We start from the raw sequence: 15,978 nt of genomic DNA, 5'->3' as shown, positions 1-15,978 counted from the left end.
GAAATCACCTCAGCATTCTTATAAATACATCAAAGAGAAAACATGTATCGAGGGGGCCTGGAGAACCTTCAGGATGCCATTGAACGGAAAAAGCATCTTTCTCCACATGTCTTATTCCTTCAACAGTTCCATCATTAGCATTTACATACCAAACTTTCAACTTAGTATCTTTCAATGATGAAGCATCCACAGCAAACCCATGATTTTGAGAAGTTATAAAGCAAGTATTATTTTCAATATTTAGTACTGGTTGATTTTGAGATCTGTGGCCATACTTCAATTTATACGTCGAACCACCCAGAGCTAAAGCGAGTATTTGATTTCCAAGGCAAATCCCAAAGGTGGGAATACCACTATCAACAATTTCCCTTACAGTTGCAATAGTTTCAGTTAATAATGCTGGATCACCAGGACCATTGCTTATTAAAACACCATGAGGCTTATAAGATAAAATATCTTCAAATGGGAAGTTATATGGAACTCTAATAACATTAACCCCTCTTCTCAAAAGGTTGCGAATTATACTCAACTTAACTCCACAATCTATCACGACAACATTCTTATCGCTACCAATATGGTAGGATACAGGCTCTTTAATGGAAACCTTCTCCACAAGATTACTTTCAATAGGATTGGTTGAGCACTTCAATTCCTCAAATAATTTCCCAGGGTCAACAGATACACATTCATCAAACACATAAAGTAAACCCATCATAACACCCTTAGACCTCAATTTCTTAGTAATACTCCTAGTATCAACGCCAAAAATACCTGGAACACCATTTTCAAGCAACCACTCATTAAAAGATTTAGAAGAAGCCCAATGTGAAGGCATAGTACATAAATCACTAATAATAACACCGGAAACTTTTATACCAAATGACTCGAAGTGTAAGGGTATATTATACTCGTCAACTAAGCCTAATGATGGAACACCATAATTTCCAATCAATGGATATGTAAACAATAAAATTTGACCCATATATGAGGGATCGGTTAAAGCTTCAGTATATCCAACCATAGAAGTCGAAAAAACAACTTCCCCTACAACCTTAGTAGAAGCACCGAATCCATAACCAACATAAGTAGAGCCATCCTCAAGAATTAGCACAGCCCTTTTAAATACAGTCTCGGTCATTGGAATACTTTCAGCCTCCAAAAACTTGAAGAGAAAGACGCTTTAAATTTTATGTTACAATTGTAACAATAAGAAGGGGGATTCATCAGAAAATAAGAGCATTATCGTTAAGAATGACATTAGGATTATCATAAACCCTAGAAATAAAAATGCTACCTAATAAACGTCATTTCATCATCATTACAAATTATAAAAATGGTTCCTCAAATTCAGAGTAAAAATATTAAGTTTATGTAATGTTTTGAAGCCTCGGGCGGGATTCGAACCCGCGACCTACGCCTTACCAAGGCGCCGCTCTAACCAGGCTGAGCTACCGAGGCATTACACCAATATAAATTAAAAATTATAAAGATTCTTTAAGTTTTTGCTGGAATGGCAATAGCATGCTACACTACTTCTTTATGAGATCCATGAACCTAGCGCAATTAACACAGACTTGCATGCCCTCCCTCTCCGTTATACAGTTTTTACACACGTTTTTGAAACACATTTCACACTTGTATATTTCATTAACTTTAGCTCCACATATTGGACATGTATACAAAGCGCTTTTCACCTTTAAAAATAAATTATTGTAAAATAATATTTATTCTTTGTTAAAGCCATTTCGCTGTTAAATCGTCTTTAAACGTTTTCACTTTGACGCCTTTAAGAGGGAAAGTTGGTTGGCAATGGGTAAACTCCAAAATAGATACTGGCATTTCAATGTTAAAATTAATTAAAACTTTTGGATGAATTTCACCTATTAAGCCAATGCATCTATTTTTAACTTTCACAACAGCAACTCTGCCACTTATAAATGATGGATGATTATACTGCTCTAGGGATGCCTCGACTCCAAGCCCATCCATTAATGACGTCAAAACTTCCTTAGCATCTGTAAATGTAGCCTTTGAGGCTGAAATAGCAATGGCAGTATTTCTCTGAACATAAATGTCATCTTCCGACGGTATTGCCACATACCCTATTTCAAATATTTTTTGAGGATAAGCAGAATGTTTATTTTGTGAAAGGAAGCGTAGTAGATTCGGAGTTATCCAAAATCGGTAACAATTGTACTCTTCACTAACTGGATTCACTAATCTCAATACATTTGCATTAGTGATATTCATTAGGGTTGTTTGATTGGCAACATTTGTTAATGTAAAGGTCATTACCTCCTGAAAGCCCATTCCAATGAGTATTCCTCTGATTTTTCCTTCTAAAACTTCTATCAATGATGGTTTCCCAACAGTCATTATTGATGGGAGTTCGGGAGTTATATTCTCATATCCATAAGAGATCAGCATATCTTCAATAATATCAACGGGATGAAGAATGTCAACTCTATATGGGGGTATAATGACCTTGACCTCTCTGTGATTTACCACTTCAGCTCCATAACCCATTCTCCTCAGTAGTGTTAAAGCTTCATTTAGGTTTATCCTCAAACCAGTAAGTTTATTGAACATCTCAACATTGACGTGCATTTGTTTAGGCGTTAAATCGGGGGTTATTTTGCTAAAATTGGGATATTTAATGGAAACCCTCTCCACAATGCCGCCTCTCTCAAGAATGTTACAGACAAGCACATTTAATGTTTGTTCAACAGATTTCTCATCGGTTCCAGTCAATTCTATAAATAGATTCTTCGTGGATTCATTTACTCTAGTACGTGCTCCATTTATTATAGGAGGAAAGCTGAAAATACCTTTCCCATCAATGTATACTGGATAAGTCCCCTTTACAAGTGCAGAATAAGCTTTACCCTTAGGATGCTTAACCAATATTTCTTTAAGAGACAGCTCCTCCTCCATATCTAATGGAACCATCTTTTCATCTCCATTCACTTCAGTATATATTATTGGTGGCGTTATTTTGTCATAATCATGTATTCCTATAGCAACCTTCCTTCTATTCCTACCTAAAGTTATATGTAAAGCCTCTTGCATGTTCATTAAACTCTTTATGAAAGCACTGTCAATAGTTAAATTTCTAATTATTGCGCACGCTATATATGGGCGTGTCTGAGCATCTTTAACGTAAACCTCCACGCAAGGTTTATTTGAAGACAAGAGAGCATATGTAGTGCAACTTAACTCGATTTCAAAGAAGTTTCTTATAGCTCTGGATAACCCCTCAACGCTTAAGAGATCGGGGCGATCAGGCTCAAGTTCAACTATGACCTCTTCCCCCTCAACGTTTTTAATTTCCCCCTTAAATTGCCGTATAGCATAAAATATCTTTTCAACACTTTCCACACGACTAAACTTCATCAAATCATTTATATTGAAACTTAAGGTGGGCATTTAGACCCCCCACAATGTTGGAATTCTCTTTGATCTTAGCCAATCTAAGTCATTGGAGAAAAGTAGTCGTATATCTTCTATTCCGAGAGCCACCATAGCCAATCTATCTATCCCAAGTCCCCAAGCAAGAACTGTAGCTTTAATTCCAAGTGGGTACGTGACCTCAGGTCTGAAAATCCCTGCAGGTAATGCTTCAATCCAACCCAATTTATCATGTTTAATGTACCCAACAACACTGGGTTCCGTGAATGGGAAATATGCTGGCTGAAATTTAACCTCCTTTATGCCAAAGGCTTCCGCAATAGTTTTTAAGAAGCCCAGCAAATGTTTAAAATTAACATCATATGATACAACTATACCCTCACACTGATTAAATTCCATTAAATGAGTTGCATCGATTTTATCAGGCCTATAATTTCTGTCAATCGTAAATATCTTCTTCGGCAAATCAGAGTCACTTAACTGAGATAAACAACGCACAGATACTGCTGTAGTCTGACTCCTCAATATACGTTTTAAAGCGAGTTCAGGATCCCAGTAACCCCAGCCTTTCGAACCAGTTTCCCAGCCGTTTTCATGAGTAGCTTTAACACGCTCCCATATTTCCCTCTCGCAGACTTTATCTAAATTCATTTGTTTATAATCAACATAGAAGACATCATGTATATCTCTTGCAGGATGATCTGAGGGCATGAAGAGGGCATCTGTATTCCAGAAGTTGACTTCTATTGGTGGACTAGTAACCTCTTCAAATCCCAATCCTATAAGTATTTCTCGAATTTCATCTATTATCTCCCTATATGGATGCTTCTTCCCAAAAATAAGTTTCTTTACAGGAGCGGAGACATCATAAGGTCTAAAGTAAAGATTAGACCACTCCCCAGAAACTATAATGTCCCTTGTAAGTTCATTAACTATTTTTATGTTTTTAATGTCCAATACATTACGAATTGAGAAAAGCTCCTTAATCATACTCAAAGCTTTTAAGCCAACTTGAGTTAATGAGGCTTTAACTTCCTTTACACTTCTATCCTTAATAATCCTCCCTCTCTTCCTCAGAGATCCCAGCAAAACAAGGTCTTCCTTAGAAAGTGGAAAGCCATTATTAATTTTACTTAATAATATGTATGGAGGATAATTGTTTAGTAGGTCGGTAGCATTTTCAACCTTCAATTTTACAAGTCTATTTCCATTCACTTTTTCAATAGAAATCCAACCCAATTTCACAGCCCAACTTAATCCTATCTTTAATTCAGCTTCACTCAATTGAAGATCTTCAATTAAAGATGCACCACCATGCTCAATCAATTTCTTGATAACCCGTTGCTCTGGAAATAGTTGCTTTAAGTATTCCTCTCCTTCCACATCCAATTCATATATGGATGTAAGAACTTCTTCTACTGATATTAGATTCTTGACCTTTAGAGATTCAAGAGCCCATAACACGGAGTCCACTGATAACCCAGTTTTCTCAGAAACATCTTTTAATGTATGGGAAGTCTCTAAGGCAATCAAAACTTTCATTTCAATTGGATGAAGCATCCCTATGATTTTTTGAAGAAGGTCTATTGAAATTGGAGCTCCATTACTCCCTCCCATACTACACATTTTAACTCTCCTTTTATATATTTATTCATTAACAGTCTTCCCAGTTTATAAGGTTTTAAGTACAATACGTAAACAAAATTCTTAAATAGAATTTACAATAGGGAAATTATATCATGGAGATAAAAGGGATATATGTACCACATGTCACACCATTCAAACATGATGGGGAAATAGATAGAGAAGCACTGAAAAAATGCATAGAGTTTTGGATCAATAGTGGAGTTAACGGCCTTGTAACATTAGGTAGTAATGGGGAATTCCCATACCTAACTTACGAGGAGAAGATATCTGTAGTGAAAGATGTAATTGACTATGTTAATGGAAGAGTGAAGGTTATAGTGGGAACAGGAGCACCGAGCACATATGAAACAATAAAATTCTCTAAAGAGATTTTAGATTTAGGAGGAGTGGATGCACTAATAATAGTTACACCCTACTACTTCCCACTATCATCAAATGAATTAATAGCCCATTATTCAGAAGTACTAAGTAAAGTGGATGCACCAATACTACTATATGATGTACCAAAATTCACTGGATATAGCATGGATGTAAGTGTAGTGGAAAAACTTGTAAAAGAGTACAGCAATATTATAGGTATAAAGGATAGTACTGGAAACATGCTTCACATATCAGAAACCATAAGAACCGTGGGGGACAAAATTAGCGTATTGTCTGGGACTGCCGAATTTATATTGCCAACATTAATGCTTGGAGGGAAAGGAGCAATAGTAGCTGTAGCGAATTTCATACCAGAACTCACAGTGAAACTCTATAATGACTTCATTATGAAAAGATATGGAGAAGCTGCAAAAATCCAATTGAAAATAAATGCCATATGGAATGCTCTTAGAAGATTCAATCAGCTTTCAGCAGTAAAAGCCTGCATGAATGTAAGGAATATTAATGCAGGATATCCAAGAAGACCATCACTACCATTAAATGACAATGAAATGAACTATGTAAGAGAAATACTATCAAAGTACTTGTGAAGAGTAAAACTTATTTAAATTTTATTTTTAAATAGATGATTGAATTGGTGATTGCCGAAGATGGAGGAAAATGAGCAAAGTAAAAATATTGCTGAATTGAAGGAAAGAGCTCAGAAGATTTTATCATTGCTAAAGCAGGCATATCCAGATGTAAAGGGGACTGAACTGAATTTTAGCAATGCATGGGAATTGTTAGTTGCAACAGTATTAGCCGCACAGACACCAGATGCGAGAGTAAATGAAGTAACAAAAGTATTATTTCAAAGATATAGGTCAATAAAAGATTACGCTGAAGCTGATGATAGAGAACTTGAAGAAATATTGAAACCGATAAACTTTTACCGTAAGAAAGCACAAAGGATAAAGTCAATAGCTAAAATAATATTGGAGAAGTATAATGGAGAGATCCCGAAGTCAATAGAAGAGTTAACAAAGATACCAGGCATTGGTAGGAAAACAGCAAATATGGTATTGGCAAATGCATTAAATGTGGTTGAAGGAATAACTGTAGATACGCATGTAATGAGACTTGCCAATAGATTCAAATTAACCACGCAAAAGGATAGAAACAAAATAGAAAAAGAACTCATGGAGATAATACCGAAAGAGGAATGGTTCGATTTCTCAAACCTGTTAATAGCACATGGCAAGAGAGTGTGCAGTGCTAAAAAACCAAAATGTGAAATATGCGTTATAAGAGAATTATGTCCATCAGCTCAAACAACAAGTGAATGAAACAAAGATACACTAAAAGATTTAGAAATAAATTTTTATTAGATTTAATGTTATGTTAGTTCCTGTAAAGATGTGTAGTGTTTCCTCGAAGTTAGCTATGATTATCAGTTTAATAAGTAGTGGATTATTCTAAAAAGCGTTTATACATATTTGGTGAAAGTAAGAGGGGCTGCTATAGCTTTAATGGTGAATTGATGCGGGGGGTGGGATTTGAACCCACGAACCCCTTCGGGACAGCCGTTCTGAGAGAAATTCTCCTCAGGGCTGCGCCTTTGACCTGGCTTGGCTACCCCCGCAATGCATACGATATAATTTAACACAGCATAGCCTAAAAATATTGTTTATTTGCTAATTGAAGCAAAGTATATTTATTTGCAAGTTTATTGGACTACGCCTATCCTTGATATTATATCTCCCCTTGCTTTTTTGAATTTCACTGAAGTAATCTTTACTTTGACTATCTCTCCAATTTTTGCCCCTGGAATAAATATAGCTGTATCTTTAACTCTTGCTATACCCTCACCTTTATCTGAATAATCCTCAATTACAACTGTGTATACGTCTCCTTCATTAACCCTACTGAAGAGGTATACCTTTTTCTTTTTGCTAGATTTACGTTTAGAACTCTTCTTGCCCATATTTTTCCCCGTCTAATGAGGTTAACGTACTCTTCTCGGAGCCCCCTTCTTCCTTCCAGTTCTTCTGGGAGCGATTATACCGACCTTCTGTCCTGGAGGAGCTGTTCTAGGAACTGGCGTTCCACCTTTTGGATGGGATCCCCCACCATGTGGATGACTTGCAGCTACCATCGCCTTACCTCTAACAATAGGCCATTTAACAGCTTTTCTCTTTATTAAATGATATTTATTTCCAGCTTTTAGGAATGGTTTTTCAATTCTTCCTCCCGCAGCAACTATTCCTATAGTGGCTCTACACCTAGAGTCTATTGTTTTTAGCTTACCTGAAGGTAACTTTATAACCGTTTCACCGGAAGAGTGTGCAACAACAATTGCGTATGCACCAGATCTACGTGCTATTTTACCACCATCTCCAGGTCTCAGTTCAACATTGCAAATATTTGTTCCCTCTGGAATATTACCCACCGGAAGTATGTTTCCAACATCTACTTCTGCAAGTACACCTTTAGCTACATTTTTACCCACATATATACCTTCAGGGGCTACTATCAACTCCCTACTACCATCCTCGAATTTTATTAATGCCAATGGACAACCTCTACCTGGATCATGTAAAAGATCCTCTACAACTCCATTTATTTTTGATGTGTATTCAATTTTACTTGGAGTGTTATATCTTGCAGGACCAACTTTAATCCATTTTGGAGATCTGAAATTTGACCCGCCTCTACCTTTACGCTGTACAAGAATTCTTTTCCCCATTTCATTACACCTCTATAGTATACCCATCTTTGAAGCTACATCTGAAGCTGAATATTCTGAGCTAAGTTTGACATAAGCCTTCTTCTCACCTTTCGGCGTTATAAGCGTGTTAACTTTATCTACTTTCACATTAAATAATTTTTCTACAGCCCACTTAATTAAGTGTTTATTTGCATTCCTATCAACAATGAAAGTTAGTTTATTTTCTGTTTCAATCTTCCTTAATGCGGATTCGGATATCACAGGCCTTATTATTATTTTCCAAGGATCCATATCCTCCATGACTTAACCTCCAACCTTTTGAGATTTAATCTCATAATTAAATATGTTTGTGTACAATAAATGTTTACCCTTATACAATGAGAAGCGTTCATTTAATATGTCTATGGCACTTTGTGTGAAAATCGTTAGTCTACCAGGGTTTCCTCCAGGGGCCAAATGCACAACACTCAAATCACGTGCATTAACCACATCCAATCCAGGAAAATTCTTCACAGAGTTTATGAGTGGATAAATGTTTGAGACTACTATTAGGGGGCCTTTACCAATCTTGTATCTTCTACCCCTAAGTTTACCCTTACCAGCCCTAATCCTTATACCCTCTTTAACCCTCTCAATATCAGCCCAAAAGCCTAATTTAAGTGCAATATCTCTAAATGACTTACTCTTTTCAACTTTTTCCAATTCATTAGAAACTATCAATGGTATTTGAGGAATTGATGATACTAAGTGACCTCTTCCCGATACGAATGTTACATTTGCCGTGGCAGATAATGCTGATAAAATGGCATAGATACGTTCTTTCTTATTTATTTTTTCATGAATACGCTTTTCAACAGTTGGTGCATGAGCACTCCTACCGCCAACGGTCATAGTTGCAAAGGCAGCCACCCCAGCTTCAGGATATCCAGAACCTTTAACTCTTGGAACTCTTGCCACCCCATGGCCTACACCCCAACTTTTAGCAGTCGTACGTTTTCCAGCAAGTGGATCTCTACCCTGAGGTTGAATTCTTGCGGTTAAAGATGATATATAGGCTCTTCTGATAATATCCTTCCTAATTGGGATTTGGAAAAACCATGGGGTCTCCATCTCCCCAATCACAGATCCATTTAAGTCATATATTTTCATGTGAATCACCTATTAATGTACACCAATTTCGGTTGCTTAATTTGATAATCTTCTGGCATTCTTATTGCAGGTCTAATTTTAACTAATCTCTTGGGAGGACCTGGGACTGAACCTTCGATCAAAATGTAATTGCTTTTGACTAGACCGTAGTGGCAAAAACCACCTTTAACATTAATCTCCTCTCCACTCTTCCCAATTTTAAGTATCCTCTTATTGAACTCTGTCCTGAGGTGAAATCCCATCTGCCCAGGTCTGGGAACTGTCCACATAACGCCTGATGGCGTTCCAGGGCCTATGGATCCCACCTTTCTCGACCCTTTTCTATGCTTATGCCATCTCCCTAAAACTTTTACGCCAAATCGTTTAACCACACCTTGAAATCCCTTACCCTTAGTTACTGAGATCACATCAACATACTGCCCTTCCTTGAAAACATCAGCTACATTTATTTCCGAACCAAGTAGTTTGAAGGCAAAATCCAACTGCTCTTTCAATGTTCCACCATCCACCTTTATTTCAAAGAGTTCAGGCTTCTTCTTTCCAATTCCAGCTTTATTTGGTTGCGTACATGTAATTAATCTAACTTCACTTATTTCATTCAATTTTGAGTATAATTCATCAATGGAGGGAGGTTCAATCTTTTCTGGTAACGTGAAAACTCTCTCTAAAGATTTGGGGATTTTATCAGACCATAACTCCGTTAATGATCTTAAGGTACCATACTTCTTCGAATAAACTCTTATACCAGCAACGAATAGGGGTGGTGTCTCTAAAATTGTTACAGCTTTAACCACTTCCTTACCAAACATTGGAGTTCCAGGTCTATCTTCAACAACAACTACATGTGTCATTCCAACTTTATAGCCAGCAAATCCCATTATCCTAACAGCACCTTTGGCACTAGGCCAAGATCGAATTCTTGGGATTATACTCTTAGCTCTAACTCTAGGTGCAAATGCTAAGGATCCTCTTCTTGGAGCACTATACTTTCTATGACCCAAAGCCCCCACCAGATAACCTTTAAGTGGAAAATACAATCATATATATTTATCTTTTGCGTGTTTAAATGTAATGCATGATATTGATAATACTCAAAGTGGCAAGCATAGCCTCCTCAGTTCTCACAGTTTCACATCCCTGAAAAGGAATTGTATTAACTATGAAATGCGCAATATCCGATAAATTCACTTTAAATCGTTTGCATATCTCAAAGAGACCTTCATGAGGTGAACCAAATAAGATTAATATTTTATTGCTTTTTCGAATGGCATCTTTCATGTCGTTGAAAACTTTGGTGATCGGATCTCCATACTTAGAAGTGGCAATTACAAGATCGGCATTAAAACTTTTTATGGAATCCACTAACCCCTTATGCTCATAATTAACTGTGTAACCCCAATATAGTTTGACTTCTTCACGTGACACCACGGACAATTTTAAAGAATCTTTCGTTTTGTTTATTTTAACGGTAACACGTTCCCCCCTTTTCAATTTCTTTGGAACAAGAAATGGTTTATCTAAACCTATATCCACCAAGGACCCATCTTTGTAAGTCTTTATCACAACACCATCTCTAAAATCTCCATCTTTTATACCATCCAAACTTGAAGCTACAGTATGTGAAGGTATTTTCAGTGGAGGGAGAAGACCAACATATTTAAATAGGGCGGAAATCGTATATATTCGTTTTCGAAGATACTGAGGCGTTTCACAATATCTCAATATATTAGCTAATAATTCTCCCTCATCTTCAGTGCCATGCTTATCTACATATATAATTATCTCATCAACTCTAAATATTGCCGCGGTTCTAGCGATCAACCCAGCTTTAACGGTTTTTTCCCTTAGATGGGGGAGATCAGCAGTAAGACTAGCAGGCAAAGCCACAGCTAAAGGCTTGCTTCGTTTCTCAGGATAAAGCAAAGGGGAACACCACATTACTATTTCAACTTCATTGCTGTGAATAGCCAAAAACATTTATCATGTAAAATTATATAATATAATAAAGATCGATTCACCCCTTTGCAACAGCTATTGGTATAAATCTGGCAACGAGGGTAGCTATTCCAACATTGTGGGATACACTGGCAACCCTATCGATATCTTTATATGCTTCAGGAGCCTCTTCTATAATTCCATCCCTACTAGCTGCTTTTATTAAAATCCCCCTACTAGCTAATCTTCTAGTTATTTCATTGGCTGTAAATTGCTTTAAAGCTTGTGCACGGCTGAGTAAACGTCCAGCTCCATGCGCCGTTGACCCAAAACTAATCTCCATAGCCTTTTGCTGGCCCAGTAGTAGATAGGATGCCGTCCCCATGGATCCGGGTATTATTACTGGTTGACCAATCTTTCTGTATTCTTCTGGTAGTTCTGGGTGACCTGCTGGAAATGCTCTAGTGGCGCCCTTTCTATGCACATAAACTTTACGCGTCTCCCCATTTACCTTATGATCCTCAAGTTTAGCTATATTGTGTGCCACATCGTATATCATATGCATTCCTAAAGATTCCGCAGATTGCTTTAGAACCTTTTCAAACGATTCTCTCACCCAATGCAATATTAATTGTCTATTAGCCCAAGCATAATTTGACGCACAAGCCATGGCTGCAAAATAATCTTCAGCCTCCCTACTTTTAGCTGGCGCATACACCAATTCTCTATCTGGAAATCTAAGATTATACTTTCTAGAGGCTCTTTCCATTATGACGAGGTAATCAGAGCAAACTTGATGCCCAAGTCCACGTGAACCTGTATGTATCATCACAGTAATTTGTCCTTCATGAAATATACCGAAGGCCTTAGCTACCTTCTCATCATATATCTTATCAACAACTTGTATTTCTAAGAAGTGATTTCCACTCCCAAGAGTACCAAGTTGTGGAGCTCCTCTAGCTTTAGCTTTACTTGAAACCTTACTTGGATCTGCATTCTCTAAAGCTCCATATGCTTCACATCTCTTTACATCTTCCTCCCAGCCATAACCGTTTTCAACAGCCCATTTAGCACCCCCCATTAATACTTCATCAAGCTGATTTGTGGATAATCTGATCTTCCCTTCAGAACCAACACCTGATGGAACCATAATGAAAATGGTATCAAGAAGCTGTGCTACCTTATCTTTAATGTCGTTATAGCTTAGATCTGATCTTATTAACCTAACACCGCAATTGATATCATAACCTACGCCACCAGGACTCACAATACCTTCTTCAGCATCAAAGGCGGCAACCCCACCTATTGGAAAACCATAACCCTCATGTCCATCAGGCAGAACTATTGAAAATTTGTATATCCCGGGAAGTTTGGCAACGTTTATACATTGCTCAAGCGTTCTATCTTCCTTCATTTTCTGAAGCAATACATCATCAGCGTAAACTATGCCAGGAACCTTCATACCAATAGTTGGATCTTTAGGTATAATCCACGTGAAATCATTAACTCGCTCTATTTTAACCATATTATCCCCACCTAAATACTATGATAGTAATGATCCAATAAAAACTTTTGTACATAAGGTGGCAACTTAAAATTAACGCACACCGAGTTACCCTAAATATCTAAAAGGAACTTTGCAACAAACTTGTTATCCTCATTGTATATCTCCATTTGAGAATATGTAATTGCCTTTACTACAGTTCTCCTTTCATGTTTCGCCGAATCAAATTTTTCTCCAAATACGATGGCATCTAACACATAATTTTCTTCATCAATTTTAGATATACGCTGAACATTAAATGAGGAGAAAACTAATCCTTCAGCATCAAAAAGATACAACAATTCCTCAAGCCATGAGTATAGTAGTGAGTAAAGGTCAAAACCATTAACATGAATTTCCCTTCTAATTGATGGTTCTATCTTTGAAGTATCTGTCATGACTTCAAACATAGCTTTTGCTGCATATTCAAAGCACTCATTTAAACTCTTTCCGAAAGCCATTACATAAACATCTGCTTTATGATCAAGAAAGACAAATCCATGATCACCATGGATTTCTGACATAATAAATACTAAGCAGAACAACAATTTTTATTTTATCTAATTGAAAATTATTTATGCAGAGCCGGGGTGGCCGAGCGGACTAAATAGAAGGATTTTCTAGGTCAAGGCGCAGGCCTTGAGAGCCTGTGTCCCTTCGGGGACTCGCGGGTTCAAATCCCGCCCCCGGCGCCAAACAAATAAAATTAATAAAAGCCGTTGAAGAAAAATATAATGGGGTGGCGGCTAGGCGGGGTGCTCGGCCTACCCTTGCAGGGGTTCCCCCCTGCACCGCAAATGGTCGATATGGCGGGCCGAAGCCGATGCGAGGCATCCCAACAAGTGCTGAAACCCACAACCCAGCGATGAAACCTCGTCCCATGGGGTGCACGGAGGCGATAGGCTCCTCGGAGGAGGAGCTGAATCGCCCTTACCAAGCGAACCGGGTTAGGCCAGGAATGGAGCGGCCCTAAGCTTGGACGTGCACGTTCATGGGGTTGCGGGGTTAAGTATGATGTGGGATTTCAGCACTTGAATGGGATGTCCAGCATCGGCGTGCCGCCACCCCTCTAATTATAGGATCTTTAAATCTTCGAGTAACTCGCAAGCTCTACATATTTCTCTTGTTGTTGGCTCACCACAATGCTTACATCTATTTAGTTTTATTTTCATTAAATCCTCTTTACCCATAATTTTGTTTACAAAGTCTTCAAACGATGAGACGATTGAAAATTTTACGTCTGGATGTCTAGTTTCATAATCGTTCAGGAAGGATCTAACTTCACTTCTAAGGGAGAGTTTGGAGAATGGACATTCATTGGAATATAAGTCTATTCCACTATAATATGCATAGAGAGCTATTTCCTTTTCCGGGATATATTTCATAGGCTTTACACGAGGTATAAACCCTTCATATTTTTGTGATTCTATTCTGAATGACTCAATTAACCGTCCTATGTCTCCACGTAATATATTCATCAAGATGGTTTGTGCCTCATCATCTAAATTGTGGGCTGTAGCTATTTTTGTTGCACCAATTTCCCTACCTTTCACGTTCAGAATCTTCCTCCTTAAAACACCACAATAAGTGCATGGATGATAAGGTGATCCTTTCTTCTCTGCTATATCAATTATTTCTTTAAGTGTGTATCCGTAAAAATCTTTAAATGAAAAAGTTAAATGCTCCACCCCAAACATGCTTGAAAATTTCTTCGCTATCCTTATTCCTTCCACACGATAACCATTAAATCCCTCATCAATTGTAATGGCAGTTAATTTCACATCAGGAAAGTTTCTCTCAATCTTAGAAACAATTTTCATCATAACAACACTATCCTTCCCACCGGAAACTGCAAGGACTATATTATCATTCCAATCAAATAGCTTCCCCTTATTTATAGTCCAGCGAACCCTATCTTCAACATGTTTTATAAAACAATTCTTGCAGTAAGCAACGCCAGATATCCTCTTAAAATATACCGCTTGCCTATCACAAAATGAACATTTCAATCAACATCACCTCAAGAACATTGATTGCGAAACGTTAAGGAATAGTAGAAGCAATGAAGCAAATTTCAAAATTTCCAAAAACAATTCCCCAATCCCAACAGATTTGCCCATAAAGAATGTTTTCTTTGAATTAAGCGTTTTGTGACTAAATAAAACTTCAAAAAATCGTCCTCCATCAAAGAATGATATTGGAAGCATATTTATAAAGGCAGCACTTAAAGATATAACCTCAAACCAATTCAGGAAATTATAGTAATAGTAGGGTAGAAGTGGAGATGATAACAATGGAATGGATGAAGGATAATAATTGAAAACACGTACGCCAAGGAAAACTTTTGACGCATTGCTTGGATGAGCACCTCCAATCATACAAATATCGCCTCGAAGTGTAGTTAATGTGACATTCGAATTAGCTGGTATAGAACTGAGTATATTCGAAAAAGATAAAGAATTATTGATTTTAATTCCATTAATCCTCAATATAACATCCCCAACTTTAACTCCATAAAATTGCGCCGGTGACCCATCGACAACCTCAACCACAACAACACCAGAGGGAGGGCCGTAAAATGGGGATATGAAAAAGGAGAAGTTTGCAATAATGGAAAGTGCGATTATTCCAGTTATCAAATTCGCCGCCGAACCAGAAGCAAGTATTCTCAACTTAGACAGAACTTTAGCAGAATTCATTTCATTTTCATCCAGTTCAACAAAACCTCCTCCCAAGAACATTGCAAGCAATATACCTACACTCTTAATATTCACATTCTCGGTGAAAGCTGCAATTCCATGTGCAAACTCGTGAAAGAAGAAGACCAAGACCACTGAAATGATAAAATAAGGTAAAGAATTAAATGAGATGGTTATTCCAGGAATTAGTGGAAGGATGGGTTGAACTTCACCCATTCGGGAATAGTAGGAGATTATGTTGCTTATGAAAAAGTTTAAGGTAAATAGTGCTTCACCAATACCCAGAAAAACACCTATTGTAAAGAGCACCTTCCAAAATCTTCTTGCATAATTAGCTACTTTAAAAATAAACACGTTCAGCTTTTCAGTTTTCCATAATAGTACTAGATATGGTTTTATCTCAACATTATATCTTTCCAATTTAAACACTTTGTAAAGTATAAATAAAGTTGCCCAAAATATGGAAAGATAAGCTAAGAATAGCAGTATGTCGCCAATCATGCCACTAC

General features: G+C 37.4%; 15 protein-coding genes, 3 tRNA genes and 1 other RNA gene. 4 read left to right on the top strand and 15 right to left on the bottom strand.

Features of this window, described 5'->3' with window-relative positions; genetic code table 11:
* Positions 1 to 4: 4 nt before the first annotated feature.
* The 4 genes from carA to MRT15_RS00195 form a co-directional block, all read right to left on the bottom strand.
* Complete coding sequence (gene carA, locus MRT15_RS00210) at positions 5 to 1,138, bottom strand: glutamine-hydrolyzing carbamoyl-phosphate synthase small subunit (protein ID WP_304326867.1); 1,134 nt, start codon at positions 1,136 to 1,138, stop codon at positions 5 to 7.
* Between the two features lie 245 nt (positions 1,139 to 1,383).
* Positions 1,384 to 1,458 (bottom strand) — tRNA-Thr (locus MRT15_RS00205).
* Positions 1,459 to 1,734: 276 nt separating this feature from the next.
* Positions 1,735 to 3,426, bottom strand: a complete 1,692-nt coding sequence (pheT, locus tag MRT15_RS00200) for a phenylalanine--tRNA ligase subunit beta (RefSeq protein ID WP_304326866.1) — start codon at positions 3,424 to 3,426, stop codon at positions 1,735 to 1,737.
* Positions 3,427 to 5,034, bottom strand: a complete 1,608-nt coding sequence (locus MRT15_RS00195) for a phenylalanine--tRNA ligase subunit alpha (protein ID WP_304326865.1) — start codon at positions 5,032 to 5,034, stop codon at positions 3,427 to 3,429.
* A 113-nt stretch (positions 5,035 to 5,147) separates the two neighbouring features.
* On the opposite strand from MRT15_RS00195, the gene dapA reads away from it, so the two are divergent.
* Both dapA and nth read left to right on the top strand, forming a co-directional pair.
* A complete protein-coding gene (dapA, locus tag MRT15_RS00190; protein ID WP_304326864.1) occupies positions 5,148 to 6,026 on the top strand; it encodes a 4-hydroxy-tetrahydrodipicolinate synthase in 879 nt (292 codons plus the stop codon).
* Between the two features lie 60 nt (positions 6,027 to 6,086).
* Positions 6,087 to 6,761 carry an endonuclease III gene (nth, locus tag MRT15_RS00185; RefSeq protein ID WP_304326955.1) on the top strand — a complete coding sequence of 225 codons (675 nt, stop codon included), beginning with the start codon at positions 6,087 to 6,089 and terminating at the stop codon, positions 6,759 to 6,761.
* A 195-nt stretch (positions 6,762 to 6,956) separates the two neighbouring features.
* On the opposite strand, the gene MRT15_RS00180 is transcribed toward nth, so the two are convergent.
* The 9 genes from MRT15_RS00180 to MRT15_RS00140 form a co-directional block, all read right to left on the bottom strand.
* Positions 6,957 to 7,057 (bottom strand) — tRNA-Leu (locus MRT15_RS00180).
* Between the two features lie 84 nt (positions 7,058 to 7,141).
* Entirely contained in the window at positions 7,142 to 7,399 is a 258-nt protein-coding gene (locus MRT15_RS00175) for a TRAM domain-containing protein (protein ID WP_304326863.1), read from the bottom strand.
* Between the two features lie 21 nt (positions 7,400 to 7,420).
* A complete protein-coding gene (locus MRT15_RS00170; RefSeq protein WP_304326862.1) occupies positions 7,421 to 8,161 on the bottom strand; it encodes a 50S ribosomal protein L2 in 741 nt (246 codons plus the stop codon).
* A 12-nt stretch (positions 8,162 to 8,173) separates the two neighbouring features.
* Entirely contained in the window at positions 8,174 to 8,434 is a 261-nt protein-coding gene (locus MRT15_RS00165; protein WP_369684920.1) for a 50S ribosomal protein L23, read from the bottom strand.
* 12 nt (positions 8,435 to 8,446) lie between these two features.
* Positions 8,447 to 9,292 carry a 50S ribosomal protein L4 gene (rpl4p, locus tag MRT15_RS00160; RefSeq protein WP_304326860.1) on the bottom strand — a complete coding sequence of 282 codons (846 nt, stop codon included), beginning with the start codon at positions 9,290 to 9,292 and terminating at the stop codon, positions 8,447 to 8,449.
* 5 nt (positions 9,293 to 9,297) lie between these two features.
* Complete coding sequence (locus MRT15_RS00155) at positions 9,298 to 10,302, bottom strand: 50S ribosomal protein L3 (protein ID WP_369684918.1); 1,005 nt, start codon at positions 10,300 to 10,302, stop codon at positions 9,298 to 9,300.
* Positions 10,303 to 10,354: 52 nt separating this feature from the next.
* A complete protein-coding gene (locus tag MRT15_RS00150; RefSeq protein WP_304326858.1) occupies positions 10,355 to 11,269 on the bottom strand; it encodes a putative RNA uridine N3 methyltransferase in 915 nt (304 codons plus the stop codon).
* Between the two features lie 37 nt (positions 11,270 to 11,306).
* On the bottom strand, positions 11,307 to 12,752 hold the full coding sequence (locus MRT15_RS00145) for an RtcB family protein (RefSeq protein ID WP_304326857.1): 1,446 nt from the start codon (positions 12,750 to 12,752) through the stop codon (positions 11,307 to 11,309).
* Positions 12,753 to 12,844: 92 nt separating this feature from the next.
* Entirely contained in the window at positions 12,845 to 13,294 is a 450-nt protein-coding gene (locus MRT15_RS00140; protein ID WP_304326856.1) for an archease, read from the bottom strand.
* A gap of 60 nt (positions 13,295 to 13,354) precedes the next feature.
* Here MRT15_RS00140 and MRT15_RS00135 point away from each other — a divergent pair.
* Both MRT15_RS00135 and ffs read left to right on the top strand, forming a co-directional pair.
* Positions 13,355 to 13,465 (top strand) — tRNA-Ser (locus tag MRT15_RS00135).
* A gap of 44 nt (positions 13,466 to 13,509) precedes the next feature.
* Positions 13,510 to 13,835: signal recognition particle sRNA (ffs, locus tag MRT15_RS00130), an RNA gene on the top strand.
* Positions 13,836 to 13,843: 8 nt separating this feature from the next.
* On the opposite strand, the gene MRT15_RS00125 is transcribed toward ffs, so the two are convergent.
* Positions 13,844 to 14,779: a TIGR00269 family protein gene (locus MRT15_RS00125; protein ID WP_304326855.1), complete on the bottom strand. Its 936-nt coding sequence runs from the start codon at positions 14,777 to 14,779 to the stop codon at positions 13,844 to 13,846.
* 6 nt (positions 14,780 to 14,785) lie between these two features.
* On the bottom strand, positions 14,786 to 15,970 hold the full coding sequence (locus MRT15_RS00120; protein WP_304326854.1) for a site-2 protease family protein: 1,185 nt from the start codon (positions 15,968 to 15,970) through the stop codon (positions 14,786 to 14,788).
* Positions 15,971 to 15,978: the final 8 nt, after the last annotated feature.

Source organism: Candidatus Culexarchaeum yellowstonense (assembly GCF_024707025.1).
Classification (GTDB): domain Archaea; phylum Thermoproteota; class Methanomethylicia; order Culexarchaeales; family Culexarchaeaceae; genus Culexarchaeum.
The sequence above is the reverse complement of the archived record's forward strand: the minus strand, read 5'-3'. Positions and strand labels throughout refer to the sequence as shown.